General features: G+C 76.6%; 21 protein-coding genes and 1 tRNA gene. 14 read left to right on the top strand and 8 right to left on the bottom strand.

Features of this window, described 5'->3' with window-relative positions; translation table 11 throughout:
* Positions 1-365 precede the first annotated feature (365 nt).
* Genes ACFWDO_RS06025 through ACFWDO_RS06035 form a run of 3 tightly spaced genes read left to right on the top strand, consistent with a single transcriptional unit; the run spans position 366 to position 6,821 of the window.
* Positions 366-1,190, top strand: coding sequence for a hypothetical protein (locus ACFWDO_RS06025; RefSeq protein ID WP_380320381.1), 825 nt, complete (start codon positions 366-368; stop codon positions 1,188-1,190).
* Complete coding sequence (locus ACFWDO_RS06030) at positions 1,190-3,064, top strand: DNA polymerase Y family protein (RefSeq protein WP_380320378.1); 1,875 nt, start codon at positions 1,190-1,192, stop codon at positions 3,062-3,064. Before ACFWDO_RS06025 ends, ACFWDO_RS06030 begins: the two co-directional genes overlap by 1 nt.
* Complete coding sequence (locus ACFWDO_RS06035) at positions 3,057-6,821, top strand: PHP domain-containing protein (protein WP_380320375.1); 3,765 nt, start codon at positions 3,057-3,059, stop codon at positions 6,819-6,821. The genes ACFWDO_RS06030 and ACFWDO_RS06035 overlap by 8 nt, the downstream gene beginning before the upstream one ends.
* A gap of 33 nt (positions 6,822-6,854) precedes the next feature.
* Here the strand turns inward: ACFWDO_RS06035 and ACFWDO_RS06040 are convergent, their stop codons facing one another.
* Entirely contained in the window at positions 6,855-7,682 is an 828-nt protein-coding gene (locus tag ACFWDO_RS06040; protein ID WP_380320372.1) for a zf-HC2 domain-containing protein, read from the bottom strand.
* A complete protein-coding gene (locus ACFWDO_RS06045; protein WP_380320369.1) occupies positions 7,679-8,224 on the bottom strand; it encodes an RNA polymerase sigma factor in 546 nt (181 codons plus the stop codon). The genes ACFWDO_RS06040 and ACFWDO_RS06045 overlap by 4 nt, the downstream gene beginning before the upstream one ends.
* A gap of 159 nt (positions 8,225-8,383) precedes the next feature.
* Here ACFWDO_RS06045 and ACFWDO_RS06050 point away from each other — a divergent pair, with 159 nt between their 5' ends.
* The 3 genes from ACFWDO_RS06050 to ACFWDO_RS06060 all read left to right on the top strand — a co-directional run bounded on the left by ACFWDO_RS06050 (position 8,384) and on the right by ACFWDO_RS06060 (position 10,382).
* Complete coding sequence (locus tag ACFWDO_RS06050) at positions 8,384-8,923, top strand: hypothetical protein (RefSeq protein WP_380320366.1); 540 nt, start codon at positions 8,384-8,386, stop codon at positions 8,921-8,923.
* A complete protein-coding gene (locus tag ACFWDO_RS06055; protein ID WP_380346843.1) occupies positions 8,904-9,665 on the top strand; it encodes a cytochrome b/b6 domain-containing protein in 762 nt (253 codons plus the stop codon). Before ACFWDO_RS06050 ends, ACFWDO_RS06055 begins: the two co-directional genes overlap by 20 nt.
* Before the next feature lie 75 nt (positions 9,666-9,740).
* On the top strand, positions 9,741-10,382 hold the full coding sequence (locus tag ACFWDO_RS06060; RefSeq protein ID WP_380320360.1) for a GNAT family N-acetyltransferase: 642 nt from the start codon (positions 9,741-9,743) through the stop codon (positions 10,380-10,382).
* 2 nt (positions 10,383-10,384) lie between these two features.
* Here the strand turns inward: ACFWDO_RS06060 and ACFWDO_RS06065 are convergent, their stop codons facing one another.
* The 3 genes from ACFWDO_RS06065 to ACFWDO_RS06075 form a co-directional block, all read right to left on the bottom strand.
* Complete coding sequence (locus ACFWDO_RS06065; RefSeq protein WP_380320357.1) at positions 10,385-10,834, bottom strand: ArsR/SmtB family transcription factor; 450 nt, start codon at positions 10,832-10,834, stop codon at positions 10,385-10,387.
* Entirely contained in the window at positions 10,834-11,481 is a 648-nt protein-coding gene (locus ACFWDO_RS06070) for an SRPBCC family protein (protein WP_380320354.1), read from the bottom strand. The genes ACFWDO_RS06065 and ACFWDO_RS06070 overlap by 1 nt, the downstream gene beginning before the upstream one ends.
* 93 nt (positions 11,482-11,574) lie before the next feature.
* Positions 11,575-11,964, bottom strand: coding sequence for a hypothetical protein (locus tag ACFWDO_RS06075; RefSeq protein ID WP_380320351.1), 390 nt, complete (start codon positions 11,962-11,964; stop codon positions 11,575-11,577).
* Positions 11,965-11,981: 17 nt separating this feature from the next.
* Here ACFWDO_RS06075 and ACFWDO_RS06080 point away from each other — a divergent pair, with 17 nt between their 5' ends.
* Complete coding sequence (locus tag ACFWDO_RS06080; protein ID WP_380320348.1) at positions 11,982-12,641, top strand: hypothetical protein; 660 nt, start codon at positions 11,982-11,984, stop codon at positions 12,639-12,641.
* A 62-nt stretch (positions 12,642-12,703) separates the two neighbouring features.
* On the opposite strand, the gene ACFWDO_RS06085 is transcribed toward ACFWDO_RS06080, so the two are convergent.
* Positions 12,704-13,642, bottom strand: a complete 939-nt coding sequence (locus tag ACFWDO_RS06085) for a serine protein kinase RIO (protein ID WP_380316996.1) — start codon at positions 13,640-13,642, stop codon at positions 12,704-12,706.
* 260 nt (positions 13,643-13,902) lie between these two features.
* Here ACFWDO_RS06085 and ACFWDO_RS06090 point away from each other — a divergent pair, with 260 nt between their 5' ends.
* Complete coding sequence (locus ACFWDO_RS06090; RefSeq protein WP_380316993.1) at positions 13,903-14,766, top strand: MBL fold metallo-hydrolase; 864 nt, start codon at positions 13,903-13,905, stop codon at positions 14,764-14,766.
* 13 nt (positions 14,767-14,779) lie between these two features.
* On the opposite strand, the gene ACFWDO_RS06095 is transcribed toward ACFWDO_RS06090, so the two are convergent.
* Entirely contained in the window at positions 14,780-15,604 is an 825-nt protein-coding gene (locus ACFWDO_RS06095; protein ID WP_380316990.1) for a metal-dependent hydrolase, read from the bottom strand.
* A gap of 258 nt (positions 15,605-15,862) precedes the next feature.
* Between ACFWDO_RS06095 and ACFWDO_RS06100 the strand changes: the two genes are divergently transcribed.
* Positions 15,863-15,947, top strand: a tRNA-Leu gene (locus ACFWDO_RS06100).
* 96 nt (positions 15,948-16,043) lie between these two features.
* On the opposite strand, the gene ACFWDO_RS06105 is transcribed toward ACFWDO_RS06100, so the two are convergent.
* The gene (locus tag ACFWDO_RS06105) at positions 16,044-16,856 is read right to left on the bottom strand and encodes a hypothetical protein (protein ID WP_380316987.1); all 813 of its coding nucleotides are present in this window, start codon (positions 16,854-16,856) and stop codon (positions 16,044-16,046) included.
* 218 nt (positions 16,857-17,074) lie between these two features.
* Here ACFWDO_RS06105 and ACFWDO_RS06110 point away from each other — a divergent pair, with 218 nt between their 5' ends.
* From ACFWDO_RS06110 to ACFWDO_RS06130, 5 genes are all read left to right on the top strand, one after another.
* Positions 17,075-18,262, top strand: a complete 1,188-nt coding sequence (locus ACFWDO_RS06110; RefSeq protein WP_380316984.1) for an AI-2E family transporter — start codon at positions 17,075-17,077, stop codon at positions 18,260-18,262.
* 36 nt (positions 18,263-18,298) lie between these two features.
* Positions 18,299-18,901, top strand: coding sequence for a GNAT family N-acetyltransferase (locus ACFWDO_RS06115; protein ID WP_380316981.1), 603 nt, complete (start codon positions 18,299-18,301; stop codon positions 18,899-18,901).
* Between the two features lie 154 nt (positions 18,902-19,055).
* Positions 19,056-20,429 carry a flavin-containing monooxygenase gene (locus ACFWDO_RS06120; RefSeq protein WP_380316978.1) on the top strand — a complete coding sequence of 458 codons (1,374 nt, stop codon included), beginning with the start codon at positions 19,056-19,058 and terminating at the stop codon, positions 20,427-20,429.
* Entirely contained in the window at positions 20,426-21,358 is a 933-nt protein-coding gene (locus ACFWDO_RS06125) for a bile acid:sodium symporter family protein (protein WP_380316975.1), read from the top strand. The genes ACFWDO_RS06120 and ACFWDO_RS06125 overlap by 4 nt, the downstream gene beginning before the upstream one ends.
* Entirely contained in the window at positions 21,355-22,302 is a 948-nt protein-coding gene (locus ACFWDO_RS06130; protein WP_380316972.1) for an NAD-dependent epimerase/dehydratase family protein, read from the top strand. The genes ACFWDO_RS06125 and ACFWDO_RS06130 overlap by 4 nt, the downstream gene beginning before the upstream one ends.
* Positions 22,303-22,325: the final 23 nt, after the last annotated feature.

Raw genomic sequence — 22,325 nt, forward strand, 5'->3', positions numbered from 1 at the left:
CGGGCGTCGGCACGGGCACGACCTCCTCGTCGCCGCGGTGCTCCTCCGGCCGGGCCGGGGCCGCCGCGCGGGGTGTGGCGCGGCGAGGAGAGCGTACGACGCAGGTGCGAGGAGGGCGTGCGACGTAGGTGCGAGGAGGGCGTGCGACGGTGGCCGCGAGGAGGGGCGTAGGGCACGGACGACGACGCGTGGGGAGGGTGGCGGCGGGCGCCCGCGGCCCGGACCTGCGCGGTTGACAGGGCGGTCGCGCCCGGCGTCTACTGGCGGTGTTCGAACAGGCGTTCGAACACGACGGGTGTCGCCCGTCGTGCTGGTCTGGCCCGTCCGGGGTGCTCGCGCACGTCGGGGGCCCGGGAGGAGGTCGCGTGACGGTCGTCGCCCCTCCGCGTCCCGCGACCACTGTGCCCGTCCCGGATCGCGCGGCCGCCGCGCGGGCTGCCCTCCGAGCCGCGGAGCAGCGCACGGGGCACCGTGCGGGGCGCCACGCGCCCGGCCGGACGTCGGAGCCCGAGGGCGGCCGGCTGCTGCCGGTGCACCCCGGGCTGGCCGGCCTCCTGCCCGGGGGCGGGCTGGCCGCGGGCACGGTGCTCGCGGTGCACGGCTCGACCACGCTGCTGCTCGCCCTGCTGGGGGAGGCGTCCCGGGCCGGGGCGTGGGTCGCGTTCGTCGGCACGCCGGCGGTCGGGATGCTGGCCGCCGCTGACGCCGGGATCGCGCTCGGGCGGACCGTGCTCGTGCCCGCCCCGGGGCCGGACGCGCCCGCGGCCCTCGCCGCGCTGCTCGACGGGATGGACGTGGTGGTCGTCGGCCCCGGCGCCACGCTGCTGGACGCCGACCGGCGCCGGCTGGCCGCGCGCGCCCGGGAGCGGGGCGCGGTGCTGGTCGCGCAGGCGGCGTGGCCGGGTGCGCACGTCGCCCTCGAGGCGCGCGGCGGCACCTGGTCCGGCGTCGACCACGGGGCGGGGTGGCTGCGCCGCCGCACCCTGCGGGTGCGCCGCACCGGGCGCGGCGCCGCCGCCCGGCCGGTCGACGTCGAGGTGGACGTGCCGCTGCGGGTCGAGCGCGTGGTCGGGGGAGACCTCGTCCCGACGGGCCTCGACGCGGGCCTCGGCTCTGCCCCCGGCACCGGTCTCGGCTCCGCGCCGGGCGTGGGGCGCGGCGAGCCGGGCACCCGGCTGCGGGTGGCGTGATGGCGGCGACACCGAAGGCCGTGACACCGCGGGCCGTGACATCGGGGGCCGTGACGTCGGGGGCCGCGACGTCGGAGGCCGCGACGTCGGGCGCCGTGCCGGGCGGGACGCCGGGGGCGCAGGGCGGCGCGGCGGCGACGGGCGGGGTGCGCACGGCCGTGCTGTGGGTCCCGGACTGGCCGGTGGTGGCGGCGCTGACGGGCGCGGGCCTGGACGCGCACGTCCCGGCGGCGGTGCTCGGCGCGCGGTCGGGCGGCGGCTCGGGCGCGGGGCACACCGTGGTGGCCGTGTCCGCCGTCGCCCGCGCGCAGGGCGTGCGGCGCGGGATGCGGCGCCGGCAGGCGCAGGAGCGGTGCCCCGAGGTGGCGCTGCTGGCCGCCGACGACGCCCGCGACGCCCGGGAGTTCGAGCCCGTGGCGCTCGCCGCCGAGACGGTGGTGGCGGGGCTCGAGGTGGCGCGCCCCGGCCTGCTCCTGCTGTCCGCGGGCGGGGCCGCGCGGTACCACGGCTCCGAGCTGGCGCTCGCGCAGGCCCTGGTGGGAGCCGTCGCCGCGCGCACCGGGCACGAGAGCCAGGTGGGCGTCGCCGACGGGCTGCTCGCGGCGGTGCTCGCCGCCCGCGAGGACGCCGTCGTGCCCCCGGGCGGGTCCGCGGCGTTCCTCGCCGGACGCCCGGTGGGGGAGCTGGTGCACGCCGTCTGCGACCCGGCCGGGGTGGCCGCCGTGCGCGAGGCGGCCGGGCTGTGGTGGCGGCTGGGCCTGCGCACCCTGGGCGACCTGGCCGCCCTGCCCGCCCCGAGCGTGCAGGCCCGCTTCGGCGACCTGGGCACCTGGGCACAGCGCCTCGCCCGCGGGGAGGACCTGCGCCCGCCGGCGCGCCGCCGCGTGGAGGAGGACCTCGCCGTCGCCGAGGAGCTCGACCCGCCCGCCCTGCGCGTCGACGTCGCGACGTTCGCCGCGCGCCGCCTGGCGACCGCGCTGTACGACCTGCTCACCGCCCGCGGCCTGGCGTGCGGGCGCCTGCGCATCACCGCGCGCACGACGGCGGGCGCCGACCTGGGCGGGGACGACGTCGGCGGGGGCGGCGCGGGAGAGGACGGCGACGGCGCCGTGCTGGAGCGCGTGTGGCGCACGGACGACGCCGCGGCCGGCGGGATGAGCGCCGCGCGGATCACCGACCGGGTGCGGTGGCAGCTCGAGGGCTGGCTGACCGCGGCGTCCGCACGGCGGGGCGGCGCGGACGACCCGGTCGTCGCGCCGATCGCGCACCTGGCGCTGGCGGCGGAGGACGTCGTCCCGGCGACCACCCACCAGCCCGGCCTGTGGGGTGCGGACGCGGGCGAGGGCGAGCGCGCCCGTCGCGCGCTGGGGCGGGTGCAGGGCCTGCTCGGCGGGCACGCCGTGCTCACGATGGAGCTGCAGGGCGGCCGCGGCCCCCGCGACCGGGTGCGGCTCGTGCCCTTCGGCACGGAGGGCGGCGCGGGCCGTGACCCCGGGCTGCCCTGGCCGGGCGCTCTGCCCAGCCCCGCGCCCGCCGGCCTGCCCGACGAGCCGGTGCCTGCCCGGGTGCTCGACGCGGCGGGGCGCGACGTCGTCGTCGACGCGCGGCTCGCGATGAGCGGCGAGCCCGCGGCCGTGGTGTGCGGTCGCGACGCGGGTGTCGGAGCCGCGGACGGTCGGGGCGCGGACGGTCGGGGCGGGCGGGAGGCCGCCGTCGTGACGGGCTGGGCCGGGCCGTGGCCGCTCGCCGAGCGCTGGTGGGCGGCCGACGGAGGTGCGCGCCGCGTCTACCTGCAGGCGGTGCTCGACGACGGGCGGGCGCTGCTGCTGGCGCAGTCCGGCGGCCGGTGGCAGGTGGAGGCGTTCTATGACTGAGGCGACGACCGGCGGGTACGCGGAGCTGCACGCCCACTCGGCGTTCAGCTTCCTCGACGGCGCGTCGCACCCGGAGGAGCTGGCCGCGGAGGGCGCGCGGCTGGGGCTGGAGGCGCTGGCCCTGACCGACCACGACGGGCTGTACGGGGTGGTCCGCTTCGCGGAGGCGGCCCGGAAGGTGGGGCTGCCCACGGTCTTCGGCGCGGAGCTGCACCTGCCCGCCCCGCTGACGCCCGGGGCGTCGCCGGGCACGGCGGGGAGCCGCCCGGTGCTCGACCCGCCCACCGGCCTGCCCGACCCGCGCGCCACCCACCTGCTGGTGCTGGCCCGCGGCGACCAGGGCTACCGCAACCTGTCCCGCGCGATCGCCCTCGCGCACCTGGAGGCGGGGGTCAAGGGCAAGGCCCGCTACGACCTCGAGCGGCTCGGCGCCGAGGCGGGCGGCGAGTGGCTCGTGCTCACCGGGTGCCGCAAGGGGGCCGTCCGGCGCGCGCTCACCGCCCCCGGGCCGGGCGGCGGCCCGGACGCGGCGCGCCGCGAGCTCGACCTGCTGACCGCGACCTTCGGCCGCGACAACGTGGCGGTCGAGATCACGGCGACCGGCGACCCGCGGGACGCCGACCTGCACGCGGCGCTCGCGGCGCTGGCCCGCGACGCGGGCGTGCCGCTCGTCGCGACCACCGACGCGCACTACGCCCGCCCGCGGGACGCCGACCTGGCGGGCGCGCTCGCCGCGGTGCGGGCGCGGTCCTCGCTGGACGGGCTGGACGGCTGGCTGCCCGGCGGCCCGGTGGCGCACCTGCGCTCGGCGGACGAGATGCGGTCGCTGCACCGCCGGCACCCGCAGGCCGTCACCACGGCGGCGGCGCTCGCCGCGGAGTGCGCCTTCGACCTGCGCCTGGTGGCGCCGAACCTGCCGCCCTACCCGGTGCCCGACGGCCACGACGAGGCCAGCTGGCTGCGCGAGCTGGTGCGGCGGGGCGCCACCGACCGGTACGGGCCGCGGCCGGATGCTAGGTCGGGCGCTAGGTCGGGCGCCGGGCCGGGCGACATCGGGCCGGGCGACATCGAGCCGGGCGGCGCGGGCAACGCGAAGGCCTGGGCACAGATCGACCACGAGCTGCGCGTCATCGAGGACCTGACGTTCCCCGGCTACTTCCTGGTCGTCTACGACCTCGTCGAGTTCTGCCGGCGCGAGGGAATCCTGTGCCAGGGACGGGGGAGCGCCGCGAACTCGGCGGTCTGCTACGCCCTGGGCATCACGGCGGTCGACGCGGTGAAGCACGGCCTGCTGTTCGAGCGCTTCCTCGCGCCCGAGCGCGACGGCCCGCCGGACATCGACATCGACATCGAGTCCGGGCGCCGCGAGGAGGTCATCCAGCACGTCTACACGACGTTCGGGCGCACGCACGCGGCGCAGGTCGCGAACGTCATCTCCTACCGGCCGCGCTCGGCCGTGCGCGACGCCGCCCGCGCCCTCGGCTACGACGTCGGGCAGCAGGACGCCTGGAGCAAGTCCATCGAGCGCTGGGGGTCGCTGCGCGGGCCGGACCCGGCCAGCCCGGCCGACGACGCCGCCGCCGGGGCCGCGCGGGCCGCGGCGGGCGCTCCGGGCCGGCCCCGGCCGGCCCCGCAGCCGACGAACCGGACCGCGGCCAAGGACGCGCGCGTGGCCGCGCTGTGGGGTCCGGCGGAGACGCTCCCGGACGGGCCGGACGGGCCGGACGTGCGGGGTGGACCAGGTGGGCCAGGTGGACCGGGCGGCCGCGCCGACCGCCCGCACGCGGGGCACCTGCCGGGCCGCGGACGCCGGGACTGGTCGCCGTCGCTCGGCCACCGTCGGGTCGTGGACCCGCTCGCGACGGACGAGGGCGAGGTCCGCCGCGCGGACGACACCCACGACGTCGTGCCCGGTCACCGCCCGCCGTCGGCCGCGGAGGAGGGGCAGATCCCCGCGCCCGTGCTCGACCTCGCCGAGCGGATGCTGCGCCTGCCGCGCCACCTGGGCATCCACTCCGGCGGGATGGTCATGTGCGACCGCCCCGTGATCGAGGTCTGCCCCGTGGAGTGGGCCCGCATGGAGGGGCGCACGGTGCTGCAGTGGGACAAGGAGGACTGCGCGGACGCGGGGCTGGTGAAGTTCGACCTGCTCGGCCTCGGCATGCTCACCGCGATCCGGTACGCGTTCGACTCGATCGAGCGACAGACGGGGGAGCGGCTCACGCTGCACGGCCTGCCCGACGACGACCCGGCGGTGTACGACCTGCTGTGCGCCGCGGACACGGTCGGGGTGTTCCAGGTGGAGTCGCGCGCGCAGATGGCCACCCTGCCGCGCCTGCGGCCGGAGAAGTTCTACGACATCGTCATCGAGGTCGCGCTGATCCGGCCCGGCCCCATCCAGGGCGGGTCCGTGCATCCGTACATCGAGCGGGCGCGAGGGCGGGAGGAGGTGACCTACCTGCACCCGTTGCTGGAGAGCTCGTTGAGCAAGACCAAGGGCGTGCCGCTGTTCCAGGAGCAGCTCATGCAGATGGCGATCGACGTCGCGGGGTTCACCCCCGCCGAGTCGGACCAGCTGCGCCGGGCGATGGGCTCCAAGCGGTCGGTCGAGCGGATGGAGGCATTGCGCGGGCGCCTCATGGAGGGGATGCGGAAGAAGGGGGTGGACGACCCGGCCGTGCGCGAGGAGATCTACGACAAGCTCAAGGCGTTCGCGGACTTCGGCTTCCCCGAGTCGCACGCCTACTCGTTCGCGTACCTCGTGTACGCGAGCTCGTGGCTCAAGGTGCACCACCCGGCCGCGTTCTACGCCGGGCTGCTGGCCGCGCAGCCGATGGGCTTCTACTCGCCGCAGTCGCTGGCCGCCGACGCCCGCCGCCACGGCGTGCAGGTGCTGCGCCCGGACGTCAACGCGTCGCAGGCGCTCGCGGGCGTCGAGCGGCTGCCGGAGCAGGGCCCGCCGGACGCGGCCCCCGGCCAGCGCAGCCCGTCCGCATCGCCCGCGCCGTCCGCGCCGTCCGCGGGGGAGTTCGGGCCGCCGCCGGACCCGGCGCTCGCGGTGCGCCTCGGGCTGTCCGCCGTGCGTGGCATCGGGGACGACCTGGCGGAGCAGATGGTCGCCGAGCGTGCGGAGCACGGGCCGTTCCGCGACCTGCGTGACCTGGCTCGCCGGGTGGGCCTCAGCACCGCCCAGCTGGAGGCGCTCGCGACGGCCGGCGCCACCGAGGGGCTCGGCGCGGGGCGTCGCGAGGCGCTGTGGGCCGCGGGCGCGCTCGGCCAGGAGGGGCCGGGCACCCTGCCGGGCGTGTCGGTCGGGGTGGACGCGCCGACGCTGCCGGGCATGACGACGCTCGAGGTGGACGTCGCGGACGCCTGGGCCACCGGCATCACGCCGGGCTCGACGTCGCCCCTGGAGCACGTGCGCGAGGGGCTGGAGCGCGCGGGCGTGCTCACCGTCGCGCAGGCGTGCGCCACCGAGCCCGGCCGGCGCGCGGCCGTGGGCGGCGTGGTGACGCACCGCCAGCGCCCGGGCACGGCGGGCGGCGTGACGTTCCTGTCGCTCGAGGACGAGACCGGCCTGCTCAACGTGATCTGTACCGCCGGGCTGTGGCGGCGCTTCCGCACCGTGGCGCGCAGCGCCCCCGCGATGGTGGTCCGGGGGCGGATCGAGCGTGCCGACGGCGCGGTCAACCTGCTCGCGGAGCACCTCGCGCCGCTGCGGCTGCCGGTGGCCACCCGGTCCCGGGACTTCCGGTGACGGGCGCCCGCCGGTGGCGTCTCTCCGCCGCGCTCACCAGCCGGGCGACCAGCCCTCGGGCCGACCGGTGCCCGCCCACGTGGCGCCGTCCCGGGTCACGAGCCGGACGGAGGTGACGTCGCTCGCGTCGCCGGCGAGCACGCCGCCCGCGGTGCACGCGCCGTCGCGCACGACGCACGCCCCGAGCCTGGACTCGCGCGCGTCCGGTCCCGCGGTGACCACGACGTCGTAGGCCTCCTCCGCGCCGGGGTCGCGGACCACGACGTACGCCCACGACGGGTCGCCGTCGTAGAGGAACGCCGTGCCGACCGAGCGCGCCGTCCCGCCCGGCCCGGAGTCCGCGGACACCAGGTCGGCCGCGGTGAAGGAGCGCCCGTCCGCGAGGTCCAGCACCTGCCGGTACGACGCCGCCAGCTCGCGGTCCGGGGCGGTGGCGGTCCACACGGCGGCCCCGCCCGCGACGAGCAGGCCTGCCCCCGCGACCGCGGCGAGCACCCGGCGGCGGCCCCGGTGGTGCCTGCGGACGGTGGTCGTCGGGGCGGGAGTGCCCCGGCGACCCGACGGGCGCGACGCGTCGGAGGGTTCCGGCGTCCCCGCGGCCGGCGAGGGCTCCGCCATCCGGGCGAGCACGCGCCCCTCGAAGTCGGCCGACGGCTCGCGGTCCGGGGCCAGCAGCAGCAGCTCGTCGGCGGCGGCCGACAGCGCCGACAGCTCCTCGCGGCAGGCGTCGCAGCTCGCCAGGTGCTCCAGGACGGCGGCGCGGGTGGCGCCGTCGGCGGTGCCCGTGGCCACCGCCGTGAGGTCGTCGCGCAGGGCGTCGCACCGCGCGTCGGGCGTCCGCGAGGGGCGGTCGCTCGTCATGGCGTCACCTCCCGGAGGCTCGCGAGCTCCTCGCGCAGGTGCCGCAGGCCCAGCCGGATGCGGGTCTTGGCGGTGCCCAGCGGCACCCCGGTCCGCTCGGCCACGTCCGCGCCGCTGAGCCCGAAGACGGACGCGAGCACCACGGCCGTCGCCTGCTCGTGCGGCACGCGGGCGAGGGCGGCGTCGAGCGTGGTGCCGGTGGCGACGCGCTCGGCGAGCCGGTCGGGCGCGACGAGCGTCTCGGCCATGACCACCGGGTCCACGGGGACGTCGCGCCGCACGCGCACCACGTCGATGGCGGCGTGCCGGGCGATCGCGAGCAGCCATGTCGTCGCGCGCCCGCGCCGCGGGTCGAACCCGTCGGCGTGCCGCCACGCCCGCACGAACGTCTCCTGCGCCACCTCCTCCGCGACGGCCGGGATACCGACGACGAGCAGCGCCAGGCCGTACACCTTCGCCTGGTGGCGGCGCACGAAGACGGCGGCCGCGTCCGGGTCGTCCGCGGCCATCCCGGCGAGGAGCGCCTCGTCCGACACCACCATGACCTTCCTTACGTGCGAGGGCCCCGGACGGATCTCTCGACCACGGATCCGGGCGGATCGGGGCGCGGAGAGATCCGTCCGCCGCCGGGGCACGTATGGACGGGTGAAGGAAGGGCCGCGGCACGCGACGCTGCCACGGGGCCCGGAGGGAGAGGAACCATGTCCGGTCTGACCAGCCTGTTCGACGTGTCCACCCCGTTCGGGGTGCGCACCAGCTCCAGGGTCCGCCCGCCGCGGCGGTCGACGCCACCGGGCGGCGCGCGGGGGAACGCGGTGCGCCTGGCCGCGGGCGGCGCAGTCCTCGCCCTGCTCGCCGCGGGCTGCGGCGGTGCCGACGACGCCGGCGGGGGCGGGGCGGCGAGCGCCGGCGGCATGACGCTCCAGATCACCGCGCCGAAGGACGGCGCCACCGTCGACGTGCCGTTCACCGTGAACCTGTCCTCCAGCGAGGAGCTCGGCCCCACGGAGTCCGGCAAGCACCACGTGCACGTCTTCTTCGACGGGAACGACGCCGAGTATCAGGTGGTGGAGGGCGACAGCGTCGAGATCACCGACCTGCCCGCCGGCGAGCACGAGATCGACGCCTCGCTGCGCAACGCCGACCACTCGCCCGCGGGCGTCGAGACGTCCATCAAGGTGATGGTGGGCGAGGGCGGCACCGGCGGGACCGGGGGCGGCGATGAGCTCCCCGGGTACTGACCGGACGCGCACGACCCGTGCCCGTCGGCCGCCCGAGCCGACCGTCGTGCGCAACCCGCGGCCGGCGCGCTGGTTCCACGCGGGCGTCTACGTGACGGTGCTGGTGCTGCTCGCCACCGGGTGGTGGCTCCTGCTGGGGCACGAGGGGAGCCCCAGCGTGGTGGCCCGCGCGACCGGGGTCGCGGACGCGGACCTGCACACCGTGACCGGCTGGGTCCTCGCCGGCCTGGTGGTGCTCGCCGCGGCCCTGGGCGCGCGCGGCTGGCGCACCTTCTGGCGGGAGTCGGTGCGCTTCCGCCGGGGCGACGGCGCGTGGTTCCGCCGCTGGCCCGCGGCCGTGCTCACCGGGAAGTTCGGCCGCCACGAGGGACGGTTCGACCCGGGGCAGCGGGTCGCCAACCTCGTGCTCGTGGCGACCCTGCTGGTCCTCGTGGGCTCGGGTGTGGGCCTGGCCCTGGTCAGCGGGGGGCCGGCGTTCGTGTGGTTCGCGCGCCTGCACCGCGTCGCGACGTGGGTCGTGACGCCCGTGATCGTCGGGCACGTCGTCATCGCGGCCGGCATCCTGCCGGGCTATCGCGGGGTGTGGCGTGCGATGCACGGGCGCGGCCGGCTGCGCGTGCGCGACGCCGAGCGGGTGTGGCCGGGATGGACCGAGCGGGTGACCGCGCGCCGCTCCGACCACGCACGGGGCGCCGAGCCGGGTGACGAGCCGCGTGGCGAGCCGGATCGCGACGCTACGTGATGAGCGGTGGCGAGGCCGTGACGACCCGGGACGGCACACCGCGCGGTGTCGGTGGGCGCCGCTAGCGTGGCGGGCATGACCTCCGGGCTCCGGATCGTGCCGGCGAGCGCCGACCGGTTCGACGACGTCGCGACGATGCTCAACCCGCGCGGTCGCCCGCAGGCGTGCTGGTGCTTGCACTGGCGCCAGCCGCGCGGGATGCCCGTCGACGGTCGGCGCGAGCACCTGCGCGACCTGTCCGGCGGCACCCCGGCGCCCGGTCTCCTCGCCTACCTCCCCGATCCCGAGCGCGGGGACGGGCCGTCGGACGAAGGCAGGGGCGGGGGCGAGGGCGAGACGGTGGTCGGCTGGCTGGGCTTCGCGCCGGTGTCCGCGGCGTCGTCGCTCCAGCACACGCGGGTGCTGCCGCGCGTGGACGAGGCCGAGTGGCCGACGACGTGGGCCGTCATGTGCTTCGTCGTCCGGCCGGGGTACCGGCGCCGCGGCGTCGCCCGGGCCCTGCTCGCCGCGTCCGTGGAGTACGCCCGCGAGCACGGGGCGCGCGCCGTCCAGGGCTACCCGGTGGAGCCGGAACCGGGGCGACGCGTCCCCGTGAGCGCGGCGTTCGTGGGCACGGTGGGCCTGTTCGAGTCGGAGGGCTTCGACCGGGTCGGGGAGACGGCCGCGACGAGCGGCCGCCTGCCTCGGTGGGTGCTGCGCCGCGAGCTCGTCCCCTGAGGTCACCCCGCCCGGCCCGCGGCGTCCCCGTCCGTCCCGCGGGCCGGTCCCTGCCGTCGGGCGCGCCGGCCGCGGGCCAGCTCCGTCTCCAGGGCGTCGAGCGGCTGGGCGAACGGCTCGGCGAAGCGGGCGAGCCAGACACGCACGACGTCGAGCCCGGCGTCGTCGACGGCGTAGTGGCGGCGGGTGCCCTCCGCGCGCACGGTGACCAGGCGCGCGTCGCGCAGCACGCGCAGGTGCTGCGAGACGGCGGGCTGGGAGATGCGCGCCTCGGCTCGCACGGCCTCGACCAGCGCCCCCGCGGGCTGCTCCCCGGCGGCGAGCAGCTCCAGCAGCCGGCGCCGGACCGGGTCGCCCAGCGCCTCGAAGACCCCGCGACGGACGGCGCCCGGTTCACCGCCCGGTTCACCGCCCGGTTCACCGCCCAGCCCGGTGCCCGCCGTCCGGGGCATCAGGCCTCCGGCGCGGTGGTGTAGAACGCGACGGTGCGCTCGGCGGCGGCGCGGGCGGCCTCGGGGTCGTCTCCGTCTGCGACCGCGGCGTCGGCCCAGCCCGCGGCGGCGAGGCGCGCGAACGCGACGCCGTCGGGGGAGAGCGACCACGCCTCGGCGACCTTCGGGTCGATCGGGCTCGCCGGGTCGGCGATGTGCAGGCCGAGGCCCATGAGCCCCATGTCCCAGCCGACGCCGGTGGCGCCCGGCCCGTACTGGTCCCACAGCTCCTGCGGCACCGAGGCCTCGTGCACGAGCTCGAGCACGGTGCCGTCGACGGCGGGCGTCAGGGACACCGTCAGCCACGAGACCGACCCGCCGAACTCCCAGGTCACGGCGAAGCTCTCGGGTGCTGTGCAGCGCTCGACGGTGCCCCCGGCGTTGCCCTCGAGCTGGTACCGGCCGCCGACGGCGAGGTCCCCGCTGACGGGCAGGAACCAGCGCCGGATGCGCTCGGGGGAGGTGACGGCGTCCCAGAGGTCGTCGCGGTCCGTGGTGTAGGCGCGGCGGGCGACGGCGATCTTGGTGGGCGCGCCGTCACGCTCGCTCGTGCGGATCTCTCGCGCCACCAGTCCCGCGGTGGCGACCGGGTCGATGGTGATGGTCATGACGGCTCCTCGGTCTCGCCAGTGTATAAGTGGACACTTATAGAAAACCACGGATCGCGGCCACGGGGAAGGCCCAGGGGCGAAGGGAAGGGCTCAGTCGACCGGCGCGACGACGCACACGGCGAACGTGGACCGCCCGCGGCGCAGCAGATAGCGCACCTCGTCGGCGGCCCGCTCGGCGGCGAGCTCGTCGCGGTAGCTCCACCGCACGTCCACCCAGAGCAGCCCCCAGCCCGCCTCGTCGACGGCGCGGACCTCGGGGACGACGGCCACGGCGTCGGCGGCGGCCGCGGGCCGTTCCCGGTGGAGCTCCAGCACCTGCTCGGGCGACGTCACGACCGTGGAGGCGGACTGGCCCACGTGCAGCGCCGGCAGGTCGAACCGCTCGGTCAGGTCCTCGAGGTCTCCGGCGCCGAGCGCCAGGCCGAGGGCCGCGAAGAAGGCGGCCAGCGCCTCGTCGTCGTACGCCGCCGGTGCACCCATCCGTCCACGGTAGCCCCGTGGCATCATCAGCGCTCATGAGCCTGCGCCGAGCACGGACCCTGCCCGTCGTCGTCGCGCTGCTGGCCCTGGCCGCCTGCGGTTCGCCCTCGGCCGGCCCGGGCGGATCGGCCTCGACAGCCCCACCGGCCGACCCCGACGAGCTCGATGCGGCGGCGGCAGGCTGGGGCGCCGCGCCGCAGTACGTGCTGACCACGTCGGCCGAGCCGTTCGCGGCCGTGCCGATGGCCGCGGGCGTCTACGGTGCGGACGGGTTCTCGCTGGTCTTCAGCGACCCGGCGACCGCGGGGACGTTCCTGCTCAGCGCGACGGGCAACCCGTTGAGCGCTGACGACTGCGCGCGGGTGCCCCTCCTGTCCGTCACGGGCGACGAGGTGGGCGGCACCATCACCTGCACGGAGGACGGCGACCTCCTGGAGCGCGCGGCGGGCGAGGCGCTGGAGTACGTCGTGCTGCGCGACGACGTCACGGTGCGTCTCTCCGGAGAGGCCGCCGACCGCGCCGCGCTGCGGGAGGCGGCGCTGAACGTCCGCGTCCCGACGCACGACGAGCTCGCCGCCCTGACCGCGGGCACGCCCGGCGGGGGGAACCCGCTGCAGCGCGGCGACCTGCCGCCCGGCGACGGCGCGCCGGACAACAGCGTGGGTGCGGGCGGCTGACGCCCGCACCCACGCCCGCCACGCGTGTCCGGCGTGACCCCCGGCGGGACACCCGGCCGGTGTCACCAGGCCTGTGCGAAGACGTCCGCGAACAGCTCGTCGGGGTCGACGTCGAGGCCGCGCGAGGCGAACCAGGTGCACACGTTGCGGCAGTCGCGGTGCAGCAGGTCCGCGCCGAACGGGTTCGCCACGAGGTCGACGACCTGGGGCAGGTCGATGATCACGAGCCGTCCGCCGTCGTCGACATCGTCGCCGAGGCCGTCTCCGCCGTCGGCCCGACCGTCGACCAGGCCGTCCACGAGGATGTTGTACGGCGACAGGTCGCCGTGTGCCCACCCGAGCCGGGCGATGACGCACATCCCGTGCCGCAGCTGGTCGAACCAGTCTGCGAGCTGCCCGGGGCCGGGTCGCGTGCGCGCGAGGCGCGGCGCGGCCACCGCGGTGCCGTCCGCGGACTCCTGGCCGACGAACTCCAGGAGGATCTCCGTGCCGTCGATCTGCACGGGGTAGGGGACCGGTGCGCCCGCGTCCCACAGACGCGACAGGGCGAGGAACTCGGCGTCGGCCCACTGGGTGGCGGCCATCGCCTTGCCCCAGGAGGACTTGCGGTCCTCGATCGCGCGCTGGTCGCGGGTCCGGCGGGTGCGACGGCCGTCGGTGTACTCGCCGTCGCGGTGGAACTGCCGGTGGTCGCGGCCCCGGTAGCGCTTGGCGGCCAGCAGGCTGCGGCGGTCCGGGTCGCCGGGCACGGCGCGCTCGACGAGGAAGACGTCCGCCTCCTTGCCGGTCTTGAGCACGCCGAGCTCGGTGTCGAGCGCGGCGTCGGCGGTGACGACCCAGTCGGGGCGCGGCTCCGGGCCGCGTTGTCCCTTGGTCACGGAGGTCCAGGTGGACCAGCGCTGGTCGACGCCGGGCTCCACGGGGGCGTCGCCGTCCGCGTCGAAGGCGGCCAGGGGGACAGGGGAGGTAGAGAGGGAAAGGGAAGGGGTGTGCTGGTGCACGCGAGACTCCTGCTCAGGTCGAGGAGCTCGAGCACGGCCCCTCAGGATCGGGTGGTGTCCGCCCGCCGGAGCATCTCCGGGAGGGCGCGCAAGACGACGACGTCCATCGGTCTGCCCTCCTTCGCGTGCGGGCCCGCACCGGTCGCGTGCCCTCTGCCGGGAGCCTGCCAGGGCCGGTCCGGGCCGGTCCAGGGATTTATCGCGTTCGTCGGGGAACGGGTCCGCGGGCCCGGCGTGGCCCGCATCCGTAGGGTGCGGGGATGGGTTTCGTGCTGGTGGTCGAGGGGTCGCCGCGGGTCGGGTCGGTGCTGGTGCGCACGTCCCGGCGGCTGCGCACGACGACCACCCTCGTCCTCGGCCCGCCGGCGTCCGGCGCGCGGCCCGCGCTGCTCGTGGACGCGGCGTGGGAGCCGGACGAGCTGGTGGCGATCGCCGACGAGGTGCGGGCGCTCGGCGCCCGGCCGGTCGCGGGGTTCGCGACCCACGCCCACCACGACCACGTCCTGTGGCACCCGCGTCTCGGGTCAGGCGTCCCCCGCTGGGCGACGCCCAGGGCCGCCGCCGTGGCCGCGCGGCGCCGGGACCGCCTGCTCGCCGAGGCGCGCGCGGACGCCGCTCGCTACGGCGGGGCCGGCCACCCGCCCGAGGTGCTGGACCTCCTCGGGCGCGTCGACCCGATCCCGGCGGGGGCGTGTGGCGTCCCCGACCCGGGCGGGCTGCTGCCGCCCACCGAGGTCGTGGCACACGACGCGCACGCCCCCGGGCACGGCGCGCTGTGGCTGCCGCGCAGCGGCGCCCTGGTGGCCGGGGACCTGCTGAGCGACGTCGAGCTCCCGCTCCCGCGCGACGAGATCACCGGCGGGCGCGGGGCGGTGCGCGACGTCGAGGCGTACCTCGCCGGGCTCGACCTGCTCGTGCCGCTCATCGCACGCTGCGCCGTCCTCGTCCCCGGGCACGGCACGCCGACGCGGGACCCGGCGCCCCGGCTGGACGCCGATCGCCGCTACCTCGAGGCGGTGCTGGCCGGGCGCGCGTCCGACGACCCGCGCCTGGCGCTGCCGTGGATGGCGGAGGCGGACCGGGAGCTGCGCGCGGCCCTCGAGGCCGACCGGCGCGGCATCTGAGCCTCGTGCGGGGTCAGCCCGCCACCGCCGTGGCCCACGCGGTCGCCTGGTCCCACACCGGCTGGGTGTCGAAGCCCATCTGCGCCAGCGCCGACCAGGCGACGCCGACGATCGCGTACAGGCTGACGGGCGTCATGACGAGCCACTCGCGCCACGACCCGGCGTCGCCGAGGATCGGCAGGGACAGGTTGCCGCCGTCGCGCCACACGTCGTCGAACGGCAGCACGCGGTAGCGGCGCACCCAGTAGGGGGAGCGGAACTTCAGCGGCCACAGGAGGGGGACGCCGGCGGTGGTGACGAGGTCGCCGAGCACGTGCACGGTGCAGCCGAGGGCGACGGCCAGCGGCATCCAGTTCCACTCCTCGGGCGCGAAGACGGCGACGCAGGCGGCCAGCAGCAGCGACAGGGTCCAGTTCCACCAGCGCTTGCCGCCGGTGACCTTCCAGGCCCGCAGGGCGAACGCGATGAGCAGGACGGCCATGATGCCGGGGCCGACCAGGACCTCGCCGAACGCCTCCGTGCGGATCGAGACCATGCCCATCACCCAGGCGATCGCGGTGAAGACGGCGATGCCGAGGATCGAGTGGGTGCCGTTGCGGTGCCCGCCGGAGACGGTCGCGACGAGCTTGGAGACGCCCTCGGAGACCGGCGGCAGGGAGTGCGCGATCGTGCCGCTGTGGTGGTCGGCGTCGGGCAGCAGGGCGGCGCCCGCGCAGACCAGCGCGCCGGTCATCACCCCGACCTCGGAGACCGGGTGCCAGCCGAACGCGAACGGCGCCGTCGACGTGACCGCGACCCAGGCGGCCGCTCCCGACGCGGCGTGGTGCCCACCCATCATGACGTGCGACGCTCCCGTCCTCGCGACCGTCCGACGCCGGTCGTCCCGTTCCTCACCCTTGACCGGTTGGTCCGGGCCGGGCAGGACGCTACACGTCGCCCCCGACGCCCGCCCGCACCGCTCAGACCTGTGCGGACGTCCCGCTCGCGGGTCGGGCGAGGCCCTCCGCACCGCCGGGCGATTTGGGGGTTCACGCCGTCGTCGTGTTATGTTTTTCCCCGCACCGAGACGGCGCTGAGGCGCGGTCGAGGTCCACTCGTCCGGGTGGCGGAATGGCAGACGCGCTAGCTTGAGGTGCTAGTGCCCTTTATCGGGCGTGGGGGTTCAAGTCCCCCTCCGGACACTCGTTGAGACAGCGACGAAGAAGCCCCCGGGGTCCACAACCCGGGGGCTTTTTCGTGCCCGGACACTGTGCCCGGGGCCAGGTCCCGGGAACGGTTCACAGGGCCGGTCGTCGCGCCTCGTCGGAGCGTGCGGCGAACGCGGCGAGCGCCGCACGGGTCTTCGTCTCCTGGGGCGCGCCGAGGTCCACCCCGCGGCCTGCGAGGAACACCTTCGTCTCCGCCGCCGCCTGGAAGGCAGCGCCCGGCGCCGCCTTGGTGGACAGCTCGAGGATGCGGTCACCGTCGGGCAGGAACCACAGCTCGGCGACCATGCGGCGGGGCAGGTTGGCCGGCGCGAACCGCGCCTTGAGCAGCGTGAGCGGGCCGAGCACGCGGAGATCGCCGAGGCCGGTGCCGGGAGGTAGCCGGTCGGTCAGGAGGGCCCGCTGCTCAGGGTCGAGGGTGTCGGGCAGTCGGCCGACGTCTCCCAGCAGGGCCCGGACGTCGCGGTCGGGCACCCTCCGGGTCAGCGAGCACGAGCACGTGAAGCCGGCGGGGGAGGCGTCCACCTCGACCTTGAAGCCGTCGGCCCGGCGCACCCGCTCGGGGACCTCCGCCGGCAGCATCGGCCGCAGCTTCACGGTGACGTCGCCGTCCTTGCGCTGGGTGCGGCGTGCGCGGACGACGAGTCCCGCCGCGGAGAGGTCGAGGCCGGGCGTGTCGACGAACGCGACCTGCCGGATCGTCGCGTCCAGGGCGTCGATGCCGAGCCGGTCGAGCACGCGGCGGTGGTCGGCGCCCGGGACGGTGAGCTTGAGCTCCACGGCGTCGACGTCGGGCATCAGGGCGAGGATGTCGGCGAGCTGCGCCGTGTCGTACGACGCGGACCCGCGGGTGCGGTCGCCGGGCTCCGACGGTGCGACGGTCATGGCTCGGCTCCTCTCGCCGGGCGCCGGCGCCCGGATCTTCTGCGTACCTCCTCCATGGTCGGGTGCGGCGGGACGTCGCGCACGGCTCCCGCGTGCTCGCGAGGAAGTTCACCCGCCGTCCCGGTCCGCGGACCGTGACGGGGCCGGACGGGACGTCATCCCTCGTCACGCCGCGTGGTGCGGCACACTGGGCGGACGACCGCGAGAGGGGTGCACCGGTGGCGAAGCGCGCGAACGAGAACGTCCCGGCGTGGCTGCGGACGTCGGCCGGCTGGTCGTGGCGGCTCATCGCCCTCACGGCGGCCGTGGCGCTCGTGTTCTGGGCGACGGTGCAGGTGCAGCTCGTCTTCATCGCGGTGTTCCTCGGCCTCGTGTTCGCGTCGGTGCTCAACCCTGTGGCGGACTTCTACGCCAAGGTCATGCCGCGGGCGCTGGCCACGGCGCTCGCCATCCTCAGCGCGTTCCTCGTGCTGGGCGGTCTCATCACCTACGTGGTGGCGTCGGTGGCGGGGCAGTGGGAGAACCTCGCCGGCCAGTTCGACACCGGCGTGCAGCAGATCCTCACGTACGTGGAGAGCGGCCCGTTCGGTCTGTCCGTGACCGGGGACCAGATCAACGAGTGGATCGACCAGGGGCGGCAGTGGGTCGCCGACAACGCCGACTCGCTGGTCAGCCAGGCCGCGCAGAGCGCGGGCTCGGTCTTCGAGGGCTTCGCGATCTTCGCGCTGTCCATCTTCTGCACGGTCTTCTTCGTCGCGGCGGGCGGCAAGATGTGGAGCTGGTTCCTGGACCAGATCCCCCAGGAGCACCGCACGAGATGGCAGGCCGCGGCCGGGGCGGGCTGGTACAGCTTCTCGGGCTACGCGCGGGGCACGGTGATCATCGCGTTCACCGACGGCGTCCTGGCCTTCATCCTGCTGAGCATCCTCGGGGTGCCGCTGGCCGCCCCGCTGGCCGTCCTCGTGTTCATCGGCGCCTTCATCCCCCTCATCGGCGCGCCGCTGGCCATGATCATCGCGGCCGTCGTCGCGCTCGCGGCCAACGGGTTCGTCACCGCGCTCATCGTGACGATCGGCATCGCGCTCATCGGGCAGCTCGAGGGGCACGTGCTGCAGCCGCTCATCATGGGCAAGCAGGTGGCGCTGCACCCCCTCGTCATCGGCCTCGGCGTCACGGCGGGCACGGTCCTCGCGGGCATCCTCGGCGCGATCATCGCGGTGCCGCTCATGGCCGTCGCGTGGACGGTCTTCTCCACCCTGCGCGGCGACCGGCCGCACCCCGAGCTGGACGAGGGCCCGGCGCTCGGCGCCTCGCCGCTCGCGGTGGCACCGGTCGTGCACCCGCCCGACGGGGCGCCGGGCGACCGCGACGGCGACGGGGCGGCCGAGGAGACTCCGGACAAATAGTGTGAGGCCGCCCGGGCCGCGTGGCAGCATGCGCGGATGGAACCGTTCGTCCTCGCCTCCGACCGTGTCCGCCTCTCCGTCCCGACGGCCGCGGACGTCGACCGCATCGCCGCGATCTGCGCGGACCCCGACATCGCCCGGTGGACCACGGTGCCGTCCCCGTACACGCGGTCGGACGCCGAGGGCTTCGTCCACCAGTTCGTCGCGGACGGGTGGGCGCAGGAGAAGGACTTCACCTGGGCGGTCCGCGAGCCCGGCGACGTCGACGGGCCGGTCCTGGCCATGGTCGGGATGTCGCGGGAGGGAGCGCCGGGCGTGCAGCCGGCCGGCGAGCTGGGCTTCTGGTGCGCGCCGGACGCGCGCGGCCGCGGGCTGATGACGGCGGCGTCCCGCCTCGTCGTCGACTGGGCGGTCGACCCCGAGGGCCTCGGCCTCGGCGTCGTGCGCTGGCGTGCCAACGTCGGCAACTGGGCCTCGCGCCGCGTGGCCTGGAAGCTCGGGTTCCGGTACGAGGGACTGCTGCGCCGTTTCGGCGCGCAGCGCGGCGTGCTCCAGGACTCGTGGGTCGCGTCGTACGTGCCGGGGGACCCGCGCGAGCCGAACGAGCCGTGGCCCGCCGAGGCGCCGGCGGCCGCCTGAGCGGCCGCCCTGGGCGCCACCGGCCCGGTCTCGTAGGGCCCGGGTGCCCCCCGGGGCCCCGGCGGCGATTGCGGGCCCCGCGCCGTGCGCCCGTACACTCCGTGCCGCGGTGTGACCGCGCGCACAGGGCGTGCCGGGAGCGAGGAGGCGGGCGATGGGGCTGGAACGACGGGTCGCGGTGATCGGGGCGGGGCCGTCGGGCCTGGCCGCCGCGCGGGCGCTGGACCGCGCCGGGCTCGCCTTCGACGGGTACGAGTCGCACGCCGACGTCGGCGGCCTGTGGGACATCGACAACCCGCGCTCCACCGTCTACGAGTCGGCGCACCTGATCTCCTCGCGCACCACCACGCAGTTCGACGAGCTGCCGATGGACTCGGGCGCCGACTACCCGAGCCACCGCGAGCTGCTGCGGTACTTCCGCCGCTACGCCGACGAGTTCGGTCTGCGGCGGCACTTCCGGTTCGGCACGCGGGTCGTCGCCGTCGAGCCCGTGGGAGGGGACGCGAGCGGACGCAGCGGCTGGACCGTGCGGTCGGCCGGGGCCGACGGCGACGCCGTCGAGCGCACCTACTCGCACGTGATCGTCGCCAACGGCACGCTCGCCGAGCCGAACGTGCCCGCCCTGCCCGGGACGTTCGACGGCGAGGTGCTGCACTCGAGCGCCTACAAGAGCGCGGACGTGTTCGCGGGCAAGCGGGTCCTCGTGGTCGGCGGCGGCAACTCCGGCTGCGACATCGCCGTCGACGCCGTGCACCGCGCCGCGTCGGTCGACCTGTCGGTGCGCCGCGGCTACTGGTTCGTGCCGCGCTACCTGCTGGGCCGCCCCACCGACACCCTCAACCAGGGCCGGCCGCTGCCCGCGCGGGTCAAGCAGGCCCTGGACTCGCGGCTGCTGCGGCTGCTGAACGGCGACCCGCAGCGCTTCGGCTTCCCGGCGCCGGACCACAAGATCTACGAGTCCCACCCGGTGGTGAACTCGCTGGTGCTCCAGCACGCCGGGCAGGGCGACCTGCGCGTGCGGCCCGACCTCGCGGCCTGCGAGGGCCGCACGGTGCGCTTCGCGAACGGCAGCAGCGCCGAGTACGACCTCGTGCTGCTCGCCACGGGCTACTCGCTCGACTACCCGTTCCTGGACCCGCGGCACCTGGCGTGGGACGGGCCCGGGTCGGGCACGGCGCCGCGGCTGTTCTGCAACATCGTGCCGCCGTCGGGCAACGGGCTGTTCGTCGTCGGGATGCTCGAGGCGTCCGGCATCGGCTGGCAGGGGCGCGCCGAGCAGGCCGCGCTGGTCGCCGGGTACCTCGCCGCCGAGGCCGCGGCGGACGACGGCGACGACTCGGCCCGGGAGCGGGCGGCGCGGTTCCGCCGCCGCCTCACCGAGCCGTGGCCCGACCTGACCGGCGGGTACCGCTACCTCGGGCTGGAGCGCATGAGCTACTACGTCAACAAGGACGCCTACCGCCGCACCGTGCGCCGCCTGGCGGACGAGCTGGCCCCCGCGGCCGCGCCGGCCGGGGCCGCCTCGTGAACATCGACGACGTCGCGGTCCGGTTCGCGCCCGGGTCGATGGTCGCGCTCGACCTCGTGCTCGGCCTCATCATGCTCGGCATCGCGCTCGACACGTCGCCGTCGGACTTCCGGGCCCTGCGCAGCGCGCCGCGGGCGGCCGTGCTCGCGCTGGTCGCGCAGCTCGTGGCCCTGCCGGCCGTCACCTTCGGGCTCACCCTTCTGCTCGACGTCCAGGCGTCGGTCGCGCTCGGCATGATCCTCGTCGCCTGCTGCCCGCCCGGGAACGTGTCCCAGGTGCTCACGCACCGCGCGGGCGGCAACGTCGCGCTGTCGGTGTCGCTCACCGCCGTCGGGAACGCCATCTACATCGTCGCGATGCCGCTCAACCTCGCCCTGTGGGGGTCGCTGCACCCGACGGCGCGCACCATCCTCGCCGACGTGCGTCTGGACGCCGGGCAGATGCTGCTCGAGATCCTCCTGGTCATCGGCGTGCCCTTCGCGGCCGGGATGCTCGTGCGCACGCGCTGGCCGGCGCTCGCCGCCCGGGTGCACCGCCCGGTGCGCTGGGCGAGCCTCGTGGCGCTGGTCGGGTTCATCGTCGCGGCGCTCGCGGGCAACTTCGCGGTCTTCGTCGCGTACATCGGCGTGGTCCTGCTGGCCGTCTTCCTGCACGACGCCGCGGCCCTGTGCCTGGGCTACCTCGCCGGCAGGGCAGGCCGCCTCGGGCCGCGCGAGGTCAAGGCGGTCACGTTCGAGGTCGGCATCCGCAACGCCGGCCTCGGGCTGGGGCTCGTCTTCACGTTCTTCGGCGGCCTGGGCGGCATGGCCGTCGTCGCGGGCTGGTGGGGCATCTGGGACATCGTCGCCGGGCTGGCCCTGGCGACCGTCTGGGCACGACGGAGCAAGGCCCGCGCGGACCGCGCGGCCCGGACGGAGGTGGCGGCATGAGGCGCGTCCTGGTCACGGGCGGCGCCGGGTTCCTCGGCTCGCACGCGGTGGTGGCCCTCGCGGCGCACGACGACGTGGCGCACGTCGTCGCCGGCGACCTCCGCGAGGCGACGGTGCCCGCAGGCGCCACCTGGGAGCGGCTCGACGTCACCGACCCCGCGTCCGTGCGCCGCGTGATCGACGCGCACGGCGTCGACACGGTGGTGCACCTCGCCGCGATCGTGAACCCCGGCACGCTCGACGCGGCGACGGAGCGGGCGGTCGACGTCGACGGCACCCGGAACGTGCTCGACGCGTGCGTCGCCGCGGGCGTGCGGCGCGTGGTGATCTCGTCCTCGGGCGCCGCGTACGGGTACCACGCGGACAACCCGGTGCCGCTGCGGGAGACGGACCCGGTGCGGGGCAACGAGGAGTTCACCTACTCGCGGCACAAGCGGGAGGTCGAGGAGATGCTCGCGCGGTACCGCGTCGAGCACCCGGGCCTCGGCCAGGTGGTGCTGCGCATCGGGACGATCCTCGGGCCCGGCGTGGACAACCAGATCACGGCCCTGTGGGAGGCGCGCCGCCTGCTGCGGGTGCGCGGCTCGGAGAGCCCGTTCGTCTTCGCGTGGGTCGACGACGTCACCGGCGCGGTCGTCGCCGGCGCGACGGGCGCGACCACCGGCACGTTCAACGTGTGCGGCGACGGCGTGGTGACGGTGGCCGACATCGCCGCGCGCCTCGGGCGGCGCACCCTGGACGTCCCGGCGTGGGCCCTGGCCGCCGCGCTGCGCGTCGGGCACGCCCTGCGCCTCACGGTGCACGGGCCGGAGCGCGTCGGGTTCCTGCGCTACCGCCCGGTGCTCGACAACGCCCGGCTCAAGGCCGAGCTGTACGTGCCGCGGCTGACGTCCCGCGAGGCGTTCGAGACGTGGCTGCGCGGGCGGGAGACGGCCACGCCGTGAGCCGGCCGGACGACGCCGCGCTC

The sequence above is a fragment of the Isoptericola sp. NPDC060185 genome (assembly GCF_042728595.1).
Taxonomy (GTDB): Bacteria; Actinomycetota; Actinomycetes; order Actinomycetales; family Cellulomonadaceae; genus Isoptericola.